The organism is Spiroplasma alleghenense, assembly GCF_003363775.1.
GTDB classification, from domain to species: domain Bacteria; phylum Bacillota_I; class Bacilli_A; order Mycoplasmatales; family Mycoplasmataceae; genus Spiroplasma_B; species Spiroplasma_B alleghenense.
Map to the genome: position 1 here is coordinate 1131210 of NZ_CP031376.1, position 21548 is coordinate 1152757.

16 protein-coding genes are annotated in these 21548 nt (G+C 28.7%); 1 reads left to right on the top strand and 15 read right to left on the bottom strand.

Annotated features, from left to right (window positions below):
- Positions 1-6 precede the first annotated feature (6 nt).
- The 9 genes from SALLE_RS05115 to SALLE_RS05155 form a co-directional block, all read right to left on the bottom strand.
- The gene (locus SALLE_RS05115; protein WP_115558548.1) at positions 7-2160 is read right to left on the bottom strand and encodes a glycoside hydrolase family 3 protein; all 2154 of its coding nucleotides are present in this window, start codon (positions 2158-2160) and stop codon (positions 7-9) included.
- Positions 2161-2166: 6 nt separating this feature from the next.
- Positions 2167-3036 (bottom strand): ROK family protein, encoded by an 870-nt coding sequence (locus SALLE_RS05120; RefSeq protein ID WP_115558549.1) that lies wholly within the window; start codon positions 3034-3036, stop codon positions 2167-2169.
- 1 nt (position 3037) lies between these two features.
- Entirely contained in the window at positions 3038-4417 is a 1380-nt protein-coding gene (locus SALLE_RS05125) for a glycoside hydrolase family 1 protein (RefSeq protein WP_115558550.1), read from the bottom strand.
- On the bottom strand, positions 4417-4713 hold the full coding sequence (locus SALLE_RS05130; protein ID WP_115558551.1) for a PTS sugar transporter subunit IIB: 297 nt from the start codon (positions 4711-4713) through the stop codon (positions 4417-4419). The genes SALLE_RS05125 and SALLE_RS05130 overlap by 1 nt, the downstream gene beginning before the upstream one ends.
- A 1-nt stretch (position 4714) precedes the next feature.
- Positions 4715-6868 carry a PTS transporter subunit EIIC gene (locus SALLE_RS05135; protein WP_115558552.1) on the bottom strand — a complete coding sequence of 718 codons (2154 nt, stop codon included), beginning with the start codon at positions 6866-6868 and terminating at the stop codon, positions 4715-4717.
- A 234-nt stretch (positions 6869-7102) separates the two neighbouring features.
- A complete protein-coding gene (locus tag SALLE_RS05140; protein ID WP_115558553.1) occupies positions 7103-8512 on the bottom strand; it encodes a glycoside hydrolase family 1 protein in 1410 nt (469 codons plus the stop codon).
- Positions 8484-10976, bottom strand: coding sequence for a glucose PTS transporter subunit IIA (locus SALLE_RS05145; protein ID WP_115558554.1), 2493 nt, complete (start codon positions 10974-10976; stop codon positions 8484-8486). The genes SALLE_RS05140 and SALLE_RS05145 overlap by 29 nt, the downstream gene beginning before the upstream one ends.
- Before the next feature lie 99 nt (positions 10977-11075).
- Positions 11076-11834: a MurR/RpiR family transcriptional regulator gene (locus SALLE_RS05150; protein WP_115558555.1), complete on the bottom strand. Its 759-nt coding sequence runs from the start codon at positions 11832-11834 to the stop codon at positions 11076-11078.
- Positions 11835-11870: 36 nt separating this feature from the next.
- Positions 11871-13898, bottom strand: coding sequence for a hypothetical protein (locus SALLE_RS05155; RefSeq protein WP_115558556.1), 2028 nt, complete (start codon positions 13896-13898; stop codon positions 11871-11873).
- A gap of 226 nt (positions 13899-14124) precedes the next feature.
- Here SALLE_RS05155 and SALLE_RS05160 point away from each other — a divergent pair, with 226 nt between their 5' ends.
- Positions 14125-14724: a hypothetical protein gene (locus tag SALLE_RS05160; RefSeq protein ID WP_115558557.1), complete on the top strand. Its 600-nt coding sequence runs from the start codon at positions 14125-14127 to the stop codon at positions 14722-14724.
- A gap of 139 nt (positions 14725-14863) precedes the next feature.
- On the opposite strand, the gene SALLE_RS05165 is transcribed toward SALLE_RS05160, so the two are convergent.
- From SALLE_RS05165 to SALLE_RS05190, 6 genes are all read right to left on the bottom strand, one after another.
- Positions 14864-15697 carry a hypothetical protein gene (locus SALLE_RS05165; protein ID WP_115558558.1) on the bottom strand — a complete coding sequence of 278 codons (834 nt, stop codon included), beginning with the start codon at positions 15695-15697 and terminating at the stop codon, positions 14864-14866.
- Positions 15698-15813: 116 nt separating this feature from the next.
- Positions 15814-17535, bottom strand: coding sequence for an ABC transporter permease (locus tag SALLE_RS05170; protein WP_115558559.1), 1722 nt, complete (start codon positions 17533-17535; stop codon positions 15814-15816).
- A 206-nt stretch (positions 17536-17741) separates the two neighbouring features.
- Positions 17742-18488, bottom strand: coding sequence for a hypothetical protein (locus SALLE_RS05175; RefSeq protein WP_115558560.1), 747 nt, complete (start codon positions 18486-18488; stop codon positions 17742-17744).
- Positions 18475-19203 carry a hypothetical protein gene (locus SALLE_RS05180; protein WP_115558561.1) on the bottom strand — a complete coding sequence of 243 codons (729 nt, stop codon included), beginning with the start codon at positions 19201-19203 and terminating at the stop codon, positions 18475-18477. The genes SALLE_RS05175 and SALLE_RS05180 overlap by 14 nt, the downstream gene beginning before the upstream one ends.
- Before the next feature lie 30 nt (positions 19204-19233).
- Positions 19234-19866, bottom strand: a complete 633-nt coding sequence (locus SALLE_RS05185; RefSeq protein WP_115558562.1) for a hypothetical protein — start codon at positions 19864-19866, stop codon at positions 19234-19236.
- A 15-nt stretch (positions 19867-19881) separates the two neighbouring features.
- Entirely contained in the window at positions 19882-21540 is a 1659-nt protein-coding gene (locus tag SALLE_RS05190; RefSeq protein WP_115558563.1) for a hypothetical protein, read from the bottom strand.
- Positions 21541-21548 lie beyond the last annotated feature (8 nt).

The following is a 21548-nucleotide window of genomic DNA, read 5'->3' on the forward strand; positions in this document are numbered from 1 at the left end:
TATATACTATTTTAAAATAACTATCTTGTCATTTTGCTTAACATACCATTTAATTGTTAAATTTGGATTATTATCGTTTAGATTGAACTTTCAGTTAGTTTTTAGATCTACTTTAAATTCAATCAGTTTTTTTTCTTTTGCTTTAAGTTCAACTTTCTCAAAATCCACAAGTTCTTCTTTTCGCTGAGTAAATATTGAGTCGCGGACTTCCTTAAATAACAAGATTGGTTCTGTTCTATTAAATGAGTTAGGATTTTCTAATTCTAGGATAATCGAAACTTGATTATCGTTTTTAGCAAAGTCCTTTGCTTTAATTTCAAATGGCAGACCATATCCCAGACCATATCCGAACGGAAATAAGGTTTCGCTTTCGGGTAAATCAAAGTACTTATAGCCTCCAATATTTTTATCATTGTATCTTAATGAATTTATACTTGTATATCTTGGAAAGCTGTGATTTAATCTCCCTGATGGTTCTAAATCTCCTAATAAGATTTTTGAAATTACATCTCCAGCTCTATTTCCTGGATATCAGGTAATAACCATAGCATCACTTCTAGAAAAGATCGTTGTTAGTACCATTGGTTTACCAGTATTGATAATAGTTATAATTTTTTTAGCCTTTATAGTTTCAAAAGAATTAATTTGTTCTTTTGGTAAATCTAAATTATGCAAGTCAACACCTTCCCCAGATGTCATAGTTTTTTGTTTGCTACTTTTTATAGCTCCGTTACTTTCAAACTGAGCTGTGAAATCGCGCTTGCTATTTCCACCTCCAAAAAATATAACTAAATCATAATCTTGGGTATTTACTTTAATGTCATAATTTGAATATGATACTTTTCAATTTAATTTATTTGCAATCTGATTAATTCCATCTTGATAAGTACTAAAATTATCTTTTTGAAAAGATGAATAATCACCAAGTTGATAATAAACATCATCTATATTGTCACCAACAACTAAAACTTTTTGATTATAAGTTTTTAATGGTAGGATATCTTTATCGTTTTTTAAAACAACAGAACCTGAAGCAGCCATTGCAATATTAATATTTTGATCTTCTTGAAATATTTTTTTCTCTTCAAATAAATTTTTGTCCAATAAATTTAGTTCGTTTTTTAATTTTAAAACATTAAAGACTGCCTGATCGATATCTGATTCTTTTATAAGATTTTGTTTTAGACACGAATCTAAATCTAAAAATGTTTTATCTCAAAGAGAAATATCAATTCCAGATTTTAAAGCCGAAGCCGCTACAATATGATTATTATTTATTCATTTCTGTTGCAAACCATCTATAGCCAGTCCATCAGCCATTATCATTCCTTGATAATTTAATTTATTTCTTAAAATATCTTTTAAAAGCCACTCATTAACAATACAAGGCACTCCGTCAATTTCATTGTAGGCCACCATAACTGATTTTACTTTCTTATCCAAAGCTCCGTAAAAAGGTTTCATATGGATTTCTTCAAGTTCTCTATTTCCAATATTTGCATTTAATCCATTTTTTCCATCTGCAGCTGCTCCATAAGCAATAAAATGTTTTATCGTAACTCCCACTTTATCTTCGGCTTGCATATTTTCAACCATAACAGAATTAAATTTACTTGCAATTAAAGGATCCTCTGAAAAACATTCTTCAGTTCTTCCTCAACGCTTGTCAACGGGAATATCCAGACCAGAAATTAAAGCAAGATTTACCCCTTTACTCTCTAAAAGTTTTCTTTGTTCATTAATAACTTTTCCATAATTTTTTAAATCAAAACTAGAACCAATGGAAATATTTGTAGGATAAGATTCTGAGAAAAGGGACTGATGTCCGTGAGGGCACTCTTCTGCAATTAATGCAGGAATTTTCAATCTAGTGTTTTCTAAAATATAATTCTGTACTAGATTAATAATTTTTATTTGATCACCATTAGCAAATCCATTTTCAAAATCTTTCTTTGTTCATGGGTCTGTTCTCAGTATTCCGTATATCGAACCAACGCCACCAAAATCTTTAATAAAATTTTTAAACTCATCAGTTAAGAAATACTGGTTGTCTTTTTTGTATCAGATAGTTCAACCATAATGAGGTTGATTAATTTGACCAATTTTTTCCTTCAAAGTCATAGACTCAATAATTTTTAATATTTCTTTTTTGTTTTTCATTTGTACCTACTTATAGAGCAACATGGCTCCTATTTTTCCTGATTCATTTTCAAATTCAGCACTTTTAATTTCAGCATTTAATTCTAATCCTGTTTTTTTAAAGTTATCACTAACTTTGTTTTTCAATTTTTCTAAGAAGAAATTATTTTTACTCACAGCTCCTCCGATTAAAATCAATTCTAAATCTAGTAATAATAAAGTATTGGTTAATACAGAAGCAATATTTTCAATTTGTTTTTCTGCCAATTGAACGGCAACTTGATTTGATTTTTCTTCAGCTTCTTTTCATATTTGAGCGGCGGTTTTTTTAATTTCAGTTTTAATTAAATACTTTTCCATTAACCCATACATTCCGCACTCCTGAGAAATATTACGATTTTGGTTAAAGTCTATAAAACCACACCCAATTTCCCCGGCAGAAAATGAAGATCCAATAATAATTTGGCTATTCAAGCAAAGCGAACCTCCCAAGGCAGTGCCTATAGTAAACATGGCAAAGTCCTTTGATTTTTTGGCAGCTCCAAGAAATTGTTCTGCTCGCAAGGCACAACGTGCATCATTGTCGATTCTAATTTCTACGTCTTTTAAATCTATTAAATCTTTAATTTTCTTAATTTCTTTTTTGCTATTACCGGTTTTAATATAGACAATTTCTCCAGCAACCGGATCAACAATCCCAGATGATGAAATAGCAATTCCAAATAAAGAAATTTTATCCTTTAAATTAAGATAAATTTCCTTTATGCTATTTCATATTTCTTCTCGGGGAGCCAATTCATAATTGATTTGTCCCTTTTCATACTCTTTTAAAGACTCATCAAGAACTGAATATTTTAAACTTAGTCCTCCAATATCAAAACATAAATATTTTTTCATTTTAAATTTCCTTTGTATCTGATACTCTTTTAAAGTATCTTCCTGATTTTTTGATTGTTCGTTTTTGAGTTTTTAAATCTACGCTAATTAGTCCATAGCGGTTTTTATAGGCATTTGCTCAGCTTCAACAATCAATTGGTGTTCACACGCAATAAGCAAAACAATTTGCTCCGTCCTCGATTGTTTCGGCTAAAACTTTTAAATGATCTTGAATAAACTCAATTCTGTAATCATCTTGAATTACCCCATCTTTTAAAAATCTTTCTTCGTCTGAAACTCCCATTCCATTTTCTGATAAGAATCAGCTAATGTTGTTATATTTTTCCTTAATAGTTTTTGCAATTTCTTTTATAGCGTCAGGATATATCTCTCAACCACGATAAATATTCATCTTGGCATTTGGGTCAGAATAAGCTTCAAAGTATCTACTTAAATTATTAGCTTTGCTATTTTTAGGTTTTGGTTTTTGAACTCTTCGAGGAGCATAATAATTTACACCAATAAAGTCAACCGTATTTTCCTTAATAATTTTAAGTTGTTTTGTATCAAACTCTGGCAAGACGTTGAGGCTCTTAAGAACTTCTACTAATTCCTTTGAAAATGTTCCTTTAACTGCGGCATCTAAAAAAGAATAATTAGAATAAATATTGCTAATATTGGCAGCAGCAACATTTTCTGGCTTGTCATCTTTTGGAATTGCCGGGGTTAAATTTAAGATAATACTAATTTTTTTATCAGGATTATTTTTAAATAATCCTCTAAATTCTCGTACAGCTTTTGCGCTTGCTAGAATTTGATGATAAGAAACTTGTACTCCTTTTTTGAAATCATTTAAACCGGGTCATCAAAAGTCATGAATGTAGAATGACTCACTAACAACTATTGGTTCATTCATTGTGGCTCAGTTATCGATGAGATCTCCGAATTCTTGGAAACAAATTTTTGCATATTGTCCAAAGGCATCAGTAAATTCTTTATTTTCTCATCCCCCAAGTTTATGCCAATAAATTGGAATATCGAAGTGAAATAAATTCAAGATAACTTTAATATTTTTTTTCTTAAGTCTAGAAAAGTAGTCTCGATAAAATTTTACAGCTTCTTGATTTACTTCAAACGTTTTCATATCTTTTATTAATCGACTTCATTGAACCGTTGTTCGATAAATTTGAATTCCAACCTCACTCAATAATTCAATATCATTTTTATAGTGATGATAGAAATCCGAGGTAATGTTAGGACCGACCTGATTATGAAATGGTTTTTGGTCTTGTTGATATCAGTAATCAAAAATATTTTGATTTGGTTTTTCAGCTATTCCTTCCGTTTGGGGACCACTTGTGGAACCTCCAATTAGAAATTCTTTTGGTAAATGTTTACTCATTACTTATACAAACTCATTGCTAATTCGGCTACTTCTTTACCGCTTCCGTTTTGATAAATAGCTGCTGGTATTGCTGCCACAGGCTTATCAGTCAAAGCTTTGATTTCATTGATTGCATAAGCCATTTGTGGAGCAATTAAAACCATATCTCATTCAGTAACAATTGATTTTACCTGCGCTAAGGGAACAGCTTCTAAACGCACATCAATATCATTGTCATCAAATCAGTTGTACATTTTTTCTACAAGTACTGAGGTTGAAAACCCAGCACTACAACATAATAGTATTTTTTTCATTTTAACTTCTTCTTTCTCTCACTTTTAAAGTGATTTTTTTCTCCTCTGATAATTCGTTTAGATATCTAGTTGTTTCTGCTCTACGGAATAATAATTTACTTTTACTTGAGAAACGACTAACAACTACATCAGGGTTTGCTTGTTTTGCATGAACATTTGAAACAATTACAAATGGTGCATAGATTCCAATACCCATTCCGAATAAAATCATTGCTAGGAACAGTGCTCCTATATCTCCTCCACTGGCAATGTATGGTCCAATTATTGAAGGAGTTGTTCATGGGGTAATAACGTATAATGGGGTTACAAATCCTCAACTAGTTGCTAAGTAAGCTGTAATTGTTAGAAGTTGTGATCCTAATACTAATGGGATTGCTAAGATTGGGTTAAGAACAACTGGTAGTCCAAACATTACTGGTTCAGAAATATTAAATAATGCTGGAATAGTTGCTACTAACATAATTGATAAGTGATCTTTTCTTCTTGAGAAAATGAATAATGATGCAACAATAATAATGTTATTCATTGGTAGGATGTATGAATCCATAAACGTTGAAGTTACGATTCATATTGGATCTTGACCTTGAGCTACTAAAGCTGCATTTTCAGTCAAGTGTTGTAGATAAACTGGTCCAACAATGGGTCCAATCATATTTTGACCATGAATTCCAAATACTCAAAGTCCATCTGCAATAATTCTAATTAATAAGGCTCCCCCAAGTGATTCAATTCCACTTGATAAAGGTTTTTGCACAGCTATTTCAATAATTTCTTTCAGGTTTTTACCCGCAAAGAATAGTAAGGAGAATGAAAACGAGGCAAAAACAAATGTTACTAAAAAGAAAGGAATAATAACGTTAAATGATTTGGCTACAGCCGTTGGTACTTGTTTAGGCATTTTGATTTTTAATCAAGTAGGTTTTAAGAACAGACGGTAAAGTTCAATTCCCCCAATACCTGTAATTATTGCTAAGAACATTGATGAAGAACCAAGTTCAGCAAAATTAACAAACGTTCCAACAATATCTAATCCTCCAGATTCTGTTAGAGAACCTGTCATAATTGGGGTGAATATAATGAATGCTGAAAGTCCAACTAATCCAGATTCAATTTTGCCAAATTTATAACGGTCACCAAGAACAGCAGCTATGGATACTGACAATGCTAGACCCATAATACCTAAAGTGGCGTTATTTACAAGCCCTCCAATTTGTTTAAAATTTGTTAGTCCCTGAGTTTCGCTAACTCCAAAGGCGTGTAACAACCCTCCTTGAGATGTTGATAGAATAACACTATTTAATAAAATTCAAAATGCAGCTACTAAAGTGTATGGCATCATGTAGATTAAACTAGTTTTAATGGCGTGCATGTGTCTTTGTTGGTCAAATTTAGTTACACCACTATTAACTCCGGCTAAAAATTGATTTGATCATCATTTTCTATTACCTGGTTTATTGCGATTTAGCATTGCAGCGAATTTTTGCTCACGCTTAGCTTTGTAATCATTTTTTTTAGCATTAATGAAATTAATTTTTTGAGATAAATCGTCTGCGAATTTTCGATTTAATTTTTTAAATTCACGAATTTTATTTTTAATTTTAGTTAATTCATTAAAATGCTTAATTGCAATAATTTCTGCTTCTCAATAATCGTTTTCTTTTTGGTAATTCTCTAAAAATTTGACTTCTAATTCAGTTTCACTTTTTCTTAAATCTGCTACTTTTTGGTTATTAGATTCAATTTTATCTCCAAATTTTTTATTTAAAGATTCAATAGTACTATCAAATTTGGCTATTTTAGATTCGGTCTTTGAATCATATTGCCCTTTCATAGATTCGATATAAATTTGATTTTGATTTTTTCAAACCTGATTAATATCGTTGTCATATTTATCTTTAGCTTCTTTTAACTGATTTTTAATAGCAATTACTTGATGATTTTCAGTTTTTTTGTAATCATTAATTTCATTGATATGATTTTTTAAAAGCTTTGATTTTTGTTCTTTTTCAGTAACTTGGTCAGCTTCAGTCTTCAACTTGGCTTTAAAGTAATCTAAATTGGTCTTAAAATTAGTTTCAGCTATTTTTAATTCTTTTTCCAAATTAGACTTATCTTGAAGATACTGTTGCTTAATATTGTCATAAGTGTCTTTCATATTTCCTCCTATACATATTTATTAAATAACATATTATGAAACAAAAAATTAAATAGTGTGAAATTAATTTCACACTATTTAAATATAATTGATAAATAAATAATAGAAATTTATAACTTTGAGAAGCATTAACCTTAAACGGTTATTGCTCCAAAAAGTATTAATATGATTTTTAGTTGCAAAAAATTTTAAAGAAAAAAATGAAGCAAGTTGATTCAATCTTGCAAATAAAATTTACCCCAATTTCTCCCCATTACTTTTAATAACCTCTTGGTATCAATAAGAGCTTTTCTTACGATAGCGTTTTAAATCCAAAATTTCTTTATCACTACGATTAACATAAATAAATCCATAGCGTTTTTTAATTCCTTCATGAGTTGAGACTAAATCTATAGCACTTCAAGGATTATAGCCAAATACTTGTACTCCATCATTGATAGCTTCTTTGATTTGAAAGATATGTTCTTGGTAGTATTTAATACGATAATCATCATTGATTTGATGATTTTTATCTAAACTATCATAACCCCCAATCCCATTCTCAGTTACTAGTAATGGTAAGTTATAACGTTCATAGATTTCTTTTAAAGTATTTTTAAAACCAATAGGATCTATTTCTCATCCAAATTCAGTTTTATTTAAACTATCATTGCTAACTTGTTGATACATTCCTGCCACACTTCTAACTCGTTGTTGGTCAGTTAATTGACTAAAGTCTAAATCTGATTCAGGAAATTTCACAGTTGCCGAAGCATAGTAGTTAAAAGCAATAAAGTCAGGTTGAGCTTGTTTTAAGACTTCTAAATCATCCACTTGGATTTCAAATAAAGCATCTTGTTTTTCTAAGTACGCTAACGCTATGGGATTATAAACTCCTTTTACAGCCACATCCAAGTAAAACCAGTTACGCATAATTCTCATATTTAAAGCAGCAGTGGCATCTTCGGGTTTATTTGAATCACTATAAATGGCTGAGATATTTGGTGCGGGTCCAATTTTAGCGTTGGCTAGCATTTTGTGACACAACACCATCACCTTTGCTTGGGCCACCATCATATGATGATTTAACTGATAAATACTTTTGAGTTTATTTCCCCCATCAGGTAATTTAACCCCAATAATTTCACCCAGCATTATCATGATATTTTGTTCATTGATAGTTAACCAGTATTTAACTCTATCCCCATAGTTTTCAAATAGCACTTGAGCATACTTTTCAAAAGCAGTAATAGTTTCACGATTACTTCAACCACCCTTTTGTTCTAAAGCATCAGATAAATCAAAGTGGTACATCGTAACAATGGGTTCAATCTGATATTTTATTAATTCATTAATTAAATCATTGTAGAATTTAATCCCAGCACTATTAACTTCCCCATCACCATCAGGAATAATTCGCGTTCAGGCAATTGAAAAGCGATATGATTTTAAACCCATTTCATGCATCATTTTAATATCAGCTTTAAATTTATGGTAGTGGTCAACCGCTACTTTTATATCAGCTAAACTAGCATCTTTAATTGGTTTAACATCTTGGATAGACAATCCTTTACCATCAACATTTCAAGCTCCCTCAACTTGATAAGCACTGGTGGATGCTCCTCATAAAAAGTCTTTAGGAAATGGTTTGTTTAATTTTTTCATTACTAGCCTCCTTACTTTTCTTTTTAGTTTTAGTTAAATTAAATGGTAATTTATCACAGAGGTTATAGTTAATTTCAATTGAGTTTAAACAATTACAATAACCATTTTTTAATTCTGTATAGTTTAAGTAATCAGGATTAATCAACAAACAAGCAGAGATTAGACCATCTACTTCAACTAATACTTTACCAATATTTTCATCATAGGTTTGTTTTGCTATTTTAGCTTGACTTTCTAATAAAGCAATTTGATCACTTATTTGTTTGATATCCTCATCCTTATTAAAATCAAGATATAACTGGGCTGTGATATTGTATTTAGCCAAATCCTTATCTTTTAATTTCATTGCTTTTAAATAAAGTTTATCTCTATCAGCTTCAACCCTATTAACTAGAAGTTGTTTTTTCTGCTCTAGTTTAGCTAATTTAATAACCAATCTCTCATAGACTTTATTATCGGTTAAGTTGGCTTTTTCTAATTTCAAAATTGTTTCAAAATTATTTTTTAATTCCACATTTTGATTTTCTGTGATAATATTTTTTAGCACAATTGTGTTCATTTTTTTCAAGCCAGCAATTTCACTAGGACGTTCTTTGTAAAAACAAATTGTTAATAGTAAAGCTGATCCTAAAGCAATTCCCGCAGCACTTAATCCCATGGCGGTATTTAATGGAGTTCCAAATCCTAAGTAACTTAGAATTCCTGTTCCCGTTCTAGTTATTTGTTCAGCTCCAACAATTCCAGCAAACATTCCCCCAATAAAGGCTCCTAGACATCCATGTAAGAAAGGTCACAGTTTTGGTAAGTTTACCCCAAAGATTGCTGGTTCAGTTATTCCAAAAATAGCTCCTGGAATTGAACCGTATGCTGTTTGTTTGGTTTTTTGATTACTAGTTCTTAGGGCCACAGCCAGTACAGCCCCAATTTGAGCAAAAACAGCAATGTTAACAGCCACATACATAGCTGAAGGTTGAGCTGGAATTTGAGTCATTGGTAAACTAACTGCTTGAACTACCGCCACATGAGTTCCAGTTAATACTAATGGTTGTCATAACAAAGCAAAGATTCCTACCCCAATTCCTATTGGCAATTTTCCTAAGATTAAGACAAATTGTGATAATAGTTGTTCGACTATTTTTAATATTGGACCAACTGTAAACAATGTGACAATAACAGTTACCAACATTACTAATCCTGGTCGAAAGACAATGTCTACTGCTGTGGGCATTCATTTTTGAACTCATTTATCAAGATAGTAAACCACAAATCCAGCGGCCACCATTGGTAGAACAGTTCCTTCATAACTTTGGATACCTACTGGATTACCAAAGAGATTAAATAAAACCCAACTAGTTCCAAATAAATGGCGACTAGTTAATACCATTCCTACAAAGATTCCCATGATGGGATTTCCTCCCAGATATTTAACAGTATTGTAAATAAAGATTAAACCAATTAATTCCAATCCAACTTTACCAACAACATAAAATATTGCCGATCACAAATTTAAGTCCGCAACAGTCTCTCCAAGTCCTGGAGCTTGTAAAACTCCAAAGGCCACCAGCATTGCTTGAATCCCCCCAAGTATTCCAGTTCCTAAAAGTACTGGAATAGCTGGAGTTACAATTCCTGCAACTGCGGGCATAATTTTTTTACGAAATGGGGTTTTAGTTTTAACTACTTTATCATTGCTTGTAGTTTTGTTTTCTAAGATGTTTATTACTTCATCTTTAATTTTATAAACTTCTCCCCCAATAATAACTTGGAGTTCATCCCCATTTTGATTCAGACCTTTAACCACTTCAATTTTTTTCAATTCATCGTAGTTAACTAATTTCTGATCAATTATTTTAATTCTCAATCGGGTCATACAGTTATAAACCGAATTTTGATTGCCTTTGCCCCCAACGGCTGCTAAGATTTGTTCAGCAACCTTTTGATACTTGCCTTTACTTCTAACAATTTCAATAATTTCTTGTTGATTGATTTTTTCCTCGTATGTTCAAACCCCAATTTTATCTCCTTGTTTCACTTTACCATTTAGTTTTAGTGCTTTAAAAACTCAGTTTTTAGTTGAATTAACATCCATTACAATTGGAGTTGCAAGTGAATATTTATTTTTTTTAATTAAGTCAAAATTCACTTCTACAATTGGTGATTTTCAAGTTACGTTATCATTGACTTGGGCCAGTAATTTATATGGAGCTCCGTTTAAACCAACGGTTTCTAAACCAATGTGCATTAACAATTGCAACCCATCTTCTTGTTCAAAATAGTAAGCATGTTTGGTGTCGGCTATCAAAGCAATCTTGGCTTGACCAATTGGGGCGTGGAAAATATTTGAACTTGGTTCAATAAAAATTCCTTCACCCAAAGCTTTAGAAGCAAACGCTTCATCTTGGATCAAAGTTATATCTTTGATGACTCCATCACAGGGAGCATAAAGGTAAACTTCTTTTTTCATAAATACCTCCTTTAAATAGAAAAAATTCTATAAATAAATTATAGAATTTGAAATATTTATTAAAAGGATTTTGAAATTGTTCTAATTTTCAAAAGTACTTTATAAAAGACTTATTAGGTGGGTTAATGTATAGTTCATTTGACCATTTCGGATTAAAGCGCGAGTTTTTTTATTACTAATTACGGTTTTATTTAGGAACAAGACTGTATTATCCTGATTGGGTATTAGTTTAGAAGTTTGAGAACTACTTCCAATAACATCATAGTTAATATTATTTAAGTCTAAAGTTTTCAAGTTTTCAAATAACTCACCGTTGTCTAAACCAACAAGTAAAACCAGAACTTCATCTTGATTGGTTATCTTATTAATGAAATTACGATCAGTTTTACGGTTAGCTGAAAAATAAACTTGTTTATCTTCTCATAAAGCATTAGCAACCAATTGACCATGATGCATTACTTCATAACTTGACAGAATAAATAATTTATCCTTGGATTTAATGTTACTAGCAATCTTTTGGATTTTATCAAATTGAGCATCAATCTCATCAATAAAGGTATTATGATCGAATTTAGAAACTATTTCATTTTTATTGCTTTCGTTATTAGTGAAATAGTTATAGTATTCTGATTCAACCATTAATCTAATATAAACTTCTCGATAACCTTCATAGCCAATTCGTTTTGAAAAAGCAGTTAAACTTGATTCTGAAACAAATGCTTTAGCAGCCAGTTCCTTACTTCTTAAAAAAATGTTTTGGTCAGCGTGCCTAATTATAATTTCTGCCAAATTAGCATCAACTTTATTAACTTTTGATGATGCCACATTTTTCAAGACTTCTCTAATTGATTGAAACATGTAATCACCTCTTTTGTATTTTACTATAAAGATTTCCTAAGATTCCTCAAAAATTGTAATCAATTTTGGTAACATGTTGGATCAATCATCATTTAGAATGACTTGATTTCCTTTTCCGTTCATTCTAGGGTTTAATGAACTTTTTTCGTCATAAATATAATTAATGGCTTCGGTTTGCTTTATTTGATAATAAATATTTTCGTGGATTAAAATAAAATCTTTTTTTAACAAATTTACCAGTCATTTTGTTTCGTCTTCTGATACAACATCACCCTCCATCATTATGCGGTGGAAAAAATCTGCAATAAAGTTAAACCCCTCTATTTTTAGAAAAAATTTTATAAATTTATTAATATTTTGTTCCTTATTTTCTCTAATCAAGTTTGACATAATTATTTTATTATTATGGTCTTTGAAAATATCTCCATCAATTTTAATTAAATTGATACCTTTTTTGGAGTAATTGCCTAAAACTTCTATATCTTCATTATTTCAATGTTCTCTAATTATTTCAAAATTTTTCATAAGTTCAAAAAAGTCATCTATATTAAAATCTTTTTTTAAAAAATAATCTCCTTCAAAAAATAATGATGATCACATATTATTAAAATTGTTGATAAAATCGTGCTTATGTCTATAATTTTTAAATCCAATTTTTCCTAATAAAAATTCCTTAATTTCATGCGCTTGTCTCTTAGTGGTGCTTTCATAAAATAATTTTCAATCCGATTCAAATATTTGTTTAGAATAAAATTCGCTCGAAATTTTGGTTTCATTTAATGTTATCCATCTTTTAAACAATTTTTCAAAATTTAAAAGGCCTGAATAAGAGTATTTGAAAGAGTCTTTTTCAAAAAATAATTGAAAGCAATTTTCCAAATCATAAGTTTCTATTTTTTCAACCAAGGTTTTAGGGTTTAATATAAATTCAAAAATAAATTCCAAATCTTCTTCACAAGAAAAAACAAAATCACCCATCTTGTTCGATTCGGACCAAATAAATTTAAATTCTTCTTTAAAAAGAACACCTCTATATTTGTCAATTATTGGATTTCTAGAAACATAAAATAGGTTATTTATATCAGATGAGTTGTTTTCATTAATAAACTTTTTGTCAAGTTCAAAAAGAAGTTCATCGTTGTAGATCTTAGGTTTGTGTTCAAATTGTTCCAATATTTTGGAATAAAGTCCCTTTTCAAAATGGTATAAATAACTTATAGCTATAATATTTTTTATTTTAAAAAATTTTTCTATTATTTTATTTTTATCAACTTTATCAAGATTGTCAAAAAGAGCGATAAACTTTTCTATTTCTCTAAACTTGTCGCTTTTTTTTACTCTTTCTACAAATTCATAGTCTATATTTTCACTCAAAATAATACTACTGTTTATTTTTTTTAGAACATCCTCCTGACTTGGTTTTTTAAGAAATACCTTATCAAAATTTTTTGACTCAAAATCTATACTTAATAGATCACATTCAGAACTATCAATCATTATTAAAACCGTCTTCTTGTTTTTATTTAATAATCTTTCAAATAAATTATAAATCTCTTTTTTCTTATCAAGCGAACTTATTCTATTTAAGTCGTCAACCACCACTCACATGCATTTTCTAATTTTTTTTGATAATACATTCATATCGTTTAGATAAAATAGTTTTCAAATCAAGGTGATGATAAAAAGGGCTATAGAAATTCCGATTGGTATGCTAATATAAACTAATTCCACTTTTTCAATAAAATTAATAAAAAAAACAGAGATCGTGGCAATAAGTGCTACAGCAAAATTTAAAACAGAAATTATTGAAACGAAAAAAGGACCTTTACTTCATCCCCATACTGCTCATTTTGGAAAACAAGTTTTTAATACAGTTTCTGCAACATTGTCTGAGTTTGCCAAAATATTTGCATCGACTCTCAAAATTTTTTTCTTATTATCTAAAAATTCATTAATAGAGGTAGTCTTTCCACTTCCGAATTCCCCTTTTATCAGTATCCGTTGTTTTTTACCTTCTTCGTTTATTTTGTTTTTATAGTCTTGGCTTTTTCTTGCTATTTCCATTATTAATCACCTCTATTTATATAATATTATATTTATATATAATTATCTTATTTTAATTAAAAGTTTATATTTCATTATTTAGAATCTTTTAAAATTCTTGGTTGTTTATAAATAAAAACGAACAAGTAATTTAGTTTTAAACAAAAATTAAGGTTATACTTCTAATTATTTTACTCTTTCATTGATATTTAGTATAATTAATATATAAAATAACAGTGAGTCAATCATGAGAAAAATCTTAAGTACTCTATCAATCCTTATACCAACCTTAGTAGCAAGCAATAGAGTTGTATCGTGTATAGGTAGAACCGATATTAATAAAAATGTACAAGTTCGAGATTTAGGATATTTAGAAAATCTTAAAAGCGAAACAGTTCTGAACGCCTTTAGAGAGAAAAATCCCAGAGCCCAACATGATTACTTAATTTTTGGTGGAGATACCCATAAAGGAGTTATTAGATCCTATGCAACAAAAGCTTATAAAGGAGAAATTAACGTTACTTATACTACTAAAATTAGTTTTATGAAGATTAATAGTGAAGATGAATACTTTTGTGAAATTAATAGTTTTGAGGATGAGTGTGTTGTTGAGGCAAAACTACTAGTACCCAAAGAAGAAATTAGCGAGCAAGATAAGATTGATTTCAGCTTCGCTGTTAAGGATGATTTGTCACTAAGATATGAGTTAATAGATGACCTGGATGTGAAAATATACTTTTTTATTGATAAGAATAAGCCCTTTAAAAATAAAGATACTAACCGAGTTTACATTAGGTGATATGGTAACTGAGTCTGAATATCTGAAATTTATGTTGATATAAAATAAAAAATAGCACGAAAAAATTTTCGTGCTATTCAAATTTATGCACATAATAGATACACTAATTTTAGAACTTTCAATTTCTAACAATTATAATGATTTTAACCAATAACGTGTCAGAATTGAAATACAAAATTTAAATTTGCTATTTTTTAACAAATTGAAGATTGTAAACGAACAGTTGATTTTTTGCACTTGCTCAATAAGCATTTCATGCAGTTGCATAAGTCTCTGTTTCTACATCAAATTGCAGAGTGATTGTGTCTCCGGCTCATCTATATCCAAAGAATCCATATGATTTCATATAGTTTACATTGTTATATATTCTAGAGTAAAGCATTGTTCTTGACATGCTAGATGAATTCATTATGTAAGTTTTTTTCTTCGTAACTATTTTATCTTTGTTTTCCTTTATATTATTTTTTGTATTATACTTTATGACACCATCATCGCCATAATCGTTATGATATCAATCGCCGTGTTTTTGTCCCTTACCATTTTCCCAGGTTTTTGCTATTCATTCAAATTGAATAAAACCAAAGTAATCTAAAAATTTTTCTTTTCCAAGATATGGTGTATATTCAATTTCTACCGCCTCCTTATCACTTTGCTTCGAGTCGTATGCATGGGCGTATAATTCCTTTGTTTGCAAATCATATTTAAATGATAGTTCACTTGAATAAGTTACATATTTTGTTCCAAAATAAATTCTTGAATCTTCATTTGCTGTAACTCTAACACCACCATAAGACATTGAAGTGTAATGAATCTGGGTTGTATCGATCGAATATTTTTTTTCTAAATAATTATTCAATTTGGTTTCGCTTACATCAGTAATTTTGCCAAAATCATTTTCTTTTATTAAGATATTTAAGTCTTGATAGTTTTTTTCCTGTAATAATTCCGTGTTTGATAATTGAGCCATTCCAAATATAGATGGACCAGTTTGAATTGCTGCCAATAAAATTTTAAAGTACATTTTTTCTCCTTTTACAAATTACTTTATTACACCCTTAAAATAATTTTTAAAAGTATAATAATTTAATTATATCATTTAATTTATAATATTACTAATAAAGAGATATATAAAATATTCTAATCTCACCTTTTGTAATTTTCAGCCCTCTTCAAGAAACCAAAATATCCAATTAAAATCAGACTACAGGCCATCGTTATTCCCACTAAGTAATTAGCTGTAACGCTAAAGGGTCGCTTCGTAAAATATGGTTTATTTTTTTTGTCTAATTTGACTATTTGAAAATCCAATATTGGCATTGGTGAGGAATTAATACTTAGAGAGTCACTTAAAGGATTATCACTGTGAGAAAATAGTATCATTTCAACAAATCACATTGCCGGGTTGATTTGATAGTTAAGATTTAAAGCAGTCAGTTCGCTGTCTTCGTCAGCTTCTCATTCCATATCATATGCTCACAATATTTGTTCCAAACACATAATTAATAAATTGGTGCCATAAGAAAATTCCTTGGCCTGATATCATTGATTTCAATTATTTAATAAAAAATATTCTGTGAAGGGAATCGGTGAAGAATATTTGTTCTCATATGTTCCATATTCTAAATAAGAATCTTTTCAAGAAAATTTGTAAAAATAAACTTCCATTAATGCGTTGACTAGCAATTTCAAATCTCTTGCATTTAAATCAAATTCCTGATCAATTTTACTTAAATTAACTATTAGTTCTTGGTTAAAGTTTTTTAAAATATCATTAAATTGATTTTCAGCTACTAGGTTTTTACGACTATTATTATTGAGTAACGAGTTTTTGAAGTTCACTTTTTTATTACCAGTATTTTTATCAGCGACCATTTCAAGAAATTCTAAATAAAAATTGCTTTCAATTCTTGATTTTAATTCTTCATTATCAATTTTTATTGAAATTTTTTCATCAATTTTTAAATTAATTAAATAATCATCAATTTTTTGTTGAAATGAATTATCTTTAATTCAATGATTATAGTCCAAAAGAAATCCCAATTCAAAAGCAGAGTAATTGAAGTAATTTCGAATTGTACCGTATTTCCAATCTTCTAGCTCATTTTCAGTGTTAATTTCAAATAAATCTTCATCCCTGAATAGATCTACAATTTTATCTCGATCTTCACCCATTTTTACCATAAGTTTACTATGCTTTTGTCCGTGTTTTTCAAAATAATCAAAAGCAACAAAATCCATAATTTCATTTTGATATGAATCAACTGGCGTAAAAACATATGGGACTATAGCGAACATAAATGAAAACATTGACATAATTACGAAAATCCACGCTACAGGAATTGATTTTTTGTATGATTTAGTAAAACAAGAGATTGATAAAGTAATCGCGGTAATTAACAGATCAATTACCAATAGTGAAAAGATTCCAAAAGAGTAGTTCAAAACAATTATCTTATAATAAGATTTATTAAAAAATAAGGGACAAATTATGAAAGCCAGGTAAACTAAAATTATTCATGAAAATGATATTATTTTATTTGCTAAAAGCTTTGATCAAAAAATCTCTTTTAGAGTTGCTCCTCTTCTTATTTCTAAACTTTGAATTCCAGAATTCAAATCCCCAATTATGAAACTGGTCGTATTATTGATGTTAAAGAAACCTAATCAAAAAACCGAAATAATAACATTAATTATTAATAGGGTTGAAATATATTTCGGACCTGTAGTTAAAGCTAAAAAAGTAAAGTTTAAAATGATTATTAAAGTCATTAAGACAGCGGAAATTATTATTAATGGGATATTTTTCTTAACCCTTAATAATGAGAAGTTAAATACAGTTTTAAAGTTATTGTTTTTCATTTATGCATCCTTTTTATTTAATTATATACTTATTTTAAATAAAAACCACCACTATTAATGACAATACAATTTAAACTAGCAACTAAAAAACCATGAGAAAATCATGGGTTTTTGAATTATAAAAATATAAATGTTATAGTTTAGCTATTAAATTAATAAGTGTTTACTTTATTGCTATTTTATTTTTTGCATCAATAAATACTTCACTATACCTTGTCGCCCATTTCCTCAATTAATAATTCTTGCTCCTCTAAAGTTAATTCAGGTTTACTAAATATTCAAAAGTGAAATAAAGAGTATATTATCAAAATAGTACTAATTACCCCAGCTATTATTAAAAGAATTGAAAAAATTAATTGCACACCAGTATTAAACCATTCCAACAAACCTTGACGAGCGACATTTAGTTGTTCTAAAATTTCTTGTGGTAAATTATGTGAATCATATTGATTAAAAAAGAAAAAAAACTGCTTATCAAAAGTTTTAATTAAAAAAGAGCTATTAAAATAAAAGATTGATTGAATAATTGTAATAATCAAAAAAGGTAACACAAATATCAACATACTGGTTGATCTTTTAAATGTTGGTTTGAACTCATTTGTTGTAAATATTCAAAAATCTATTAAAGGATACGATAGAAAAACAATTGTTAATGTTATTAAAATAGTAACCATTATTTCATTGGGACTTTGTCCCGAAAATGTAAAGAAGAAATTTTTTAACTCAAAAGTAGCTCAATTTTCAACCAACATACCATTGTTTGTAAAATTATTGAAGAAACTGCTTTCAACTCCAGGTAAATCTCTAATTAAAACTGTTTGGCTTTTCATCCAAAATAGGTTAGAAAAAATTAATAATACCATAAAGATAATTAATGAAAAAATCGATCAATAGATGACTTTTTCACCCTTTTTGTTGATTGTAAAAATATTTTTAAAACTATTTTGACTCATTTCTAATATTACCTCTTGCTTTTCTTTTTACTTCAAATATTCTTTCATCTTCAGTTCTAACAATATCTTTTATTTTTCATTTACTTTTAAATCAAGCATAAATTGTAATAAAAGTTAGTACGCTCAAACTAGTAATTCCTACCAAATTAGTAATTAATATTATAAAGTAAACTCTTTCAAGTCCTAGTTTGACAACTTCCAATTGATTTTTAAATAATTCCTCATTGAACATTTCTCTACCAAAATATTCATAAATTTGACTTTCAGCAGAATAATAAAACAAAGTTTTTATCATTGGTAACAGAAATACCATAAATTGCAAACAAAGCAATGGTAATGTTGTGAAAAATCGCTGCAAACCCCAACTATATCTAAAGCGGTATCTTGGAGAAAATCCATCTGCATTACCAGTGTAAATCATCATGAAAAACAGCGATTCTGTTAAAAGTATCTGCAATATTTGCCCCCCACCAAACTTTAAATTTAAAAATGGTAAAAAGATATTTAGCATATTTATCTTTGCTGTTTTATAAATGTTTTCACCTCCAGAATTAAAATCATTGAAAAATGATTTATCAACCCCTTGGATACTATTTATTCTAAAATTTGTACTTACACTAATTATAAAAGCTATTACCGATGCAATTATTACAATGGTTGCTAGAACAACTGCAGTAATATAATAAAACTTCTCATTTATTTTTTGATTTTTCATTTTTTACTCCACGTATTATTTTTCTGATTTTTAACTAATTACTTCATATGTTAATTTATTTATAAAAATCAATATGATTATTATTAAAGATACCGATACCCCTGTGATATTCAGAGGTAAGGCCATATTATATATCTCCTTCATTCATATTCTTATATATTCAAATTGGGCATTTAAAACATTATCTTGCCTGAAATCTTTTCCAAAATATTCGCCGACCTGAGATTCTATTTTGGATTCTCAAATACTAAAGTTTAGAGGAAACGCAAAGGACATTAAGAATAATACAAATAGTGGCACTCAAAAAATATCAGGGCAAAATCCACCAAACCAGATAGAACCAGGTCTGCGGCTTTGGTCCTTAAAAGAGATAACTATATAAAGCGTTCAAGCTAACACAGCTACAGCCGATAGCAGATAAGCGTGCATACCCATAAAAGGAAATACCATGTTATTTGTAATTAAATATGCTCTTTCGTAGACATTAATTCCATTAGAGTCAAAATCATTAAAAAAATCTGGCTCTATATTAGGAATATTTTTTATAAACACTTTGTTTTGTATAAATAAATGAGCCACAAAAAGTAATATAAGTATAAAAATTGAAAGAATAAATATGGTAATCGACATTATTTTGTTCTTTACATTTATTTGTCTTCTCATAATTGTTCCTTTTTACTAATAAAATATATTCTCTAAACTTTGTAATTTAAATCCAAAAATATCTAAAAATACTGTCTTTCAATAATCTTTGTCGTTGTAATTATATTCGTTTATAAATTTATTATATTTATCTTGAACTTGATTTGATTTAACATATCTTTGGGATTTCAACTCCTGAAATCTTGACTTGAGTTCATCATCTGAGTAATTTTGAAAATCGTTTTTTTTCAAATTAAAATTAAAATCATCTTTTTGAAAAAGACCTCCATTTGAAAATATTTCTTCAAAATTACTAAAACTATTTTCCAAATTATCATATTCACTAGAATAACCATCAATTTGAAATTGTTTTTCAAGAGAATCTTTTTCTAAAAGCGTTTTTTCTTCTTCCAATAAGTATAAACCATGATCATATTTTTTTATATTTTGATTTATAGTATCCATTTCTTCAGAGTTAGCTTTATTAATTAAATCTCAAATATCTTTAAAATAACCAGAAATTGTTTTTTCAAATTCAACAAAAATGAGTGTCAAGTCTACCATTGTAACAGCGGTCAAAATAATTGCAAAAACCGCGAGAGCTTTATTTCACAATGATTTTGAAGCTAAGTTGAAATCTTTGGAACTAAATATATCCTTCTCAATATTTTTTATATACTTAGACAATCTTAAAGAAATAGTTCTTCCAGTTCATATTGCTGAAGCATCCTTTATAGAAAAACCCTGTTTTAATGCTAAAGCATTAAAACTTTTTCCAACTATACCCGTCTGAACAGTAAATGATAAGGAAGACAACTTGGCAGGAATAAAAAATCATGGCATAAATATTGAAGTTGCCAAAAGTCCAATAGTTGCTGCTCCAAGCCCCATTGAGATACCATAGTTTACAGCAGTCCATTTTTTCTCTGATTTTTCTTCATTTAAATTGGAAATCAAGAGATTTACAGCATCTCCAACTTCTTTTTTATATTCTAATAATTTCTTAGTATTTTCATTGGTACTGACTATTTCATCATTTAAATCGAAAATTTTCTTTGAATTCAATTTTATAATTTCATTATTTTTTGAGATTTTTCTTTTCAGAATCTCCTGATTTACATCTTTTAATTCATTCAAATTTTCTAAATAATCCTTTAAGTTCTCCCTATAATCATATATTAAACGATACTTATCAACTTGATTCATGCTGGTTCATTCATTAAAATTGTATTTAAAAAATTCAATTTTTGATAACTGAGCATAATCATCATTATCAACCACTTTTTCATAAGCTTTAATATTTTGCATGAGAATTTCTTTGACAAGCCCTATTTGTTTTCTTAATTCTGATTCGGATAAATTTTTCGTTACCAATCTTGAAGAAAGCTCGTTTTGGATTGCTAAAGTAGCATCTATGAAATCCGCTTCATTAACTAATTTTTTTCTCAAATTAAAATTATTCAAATTAGATAATATCTCCAAATAATTTTGTTCCAATTCCAAAGGAATTTCGGCTTTTTTAAATTGTTCTTTGACAATGTTTTGTTTTGTAAAATCTAATTTATCTTGTAGGAAAACAAAATTTTCATTTGATTTGGATAGCGAATGCGCCAAAACTGTTGAGCTTGATAAAATTAAAGCAGCGCTGCCAAAAATCCCAAGTAATAAATATTTTTTGTTACTTAACTTTTTCATACTAATTA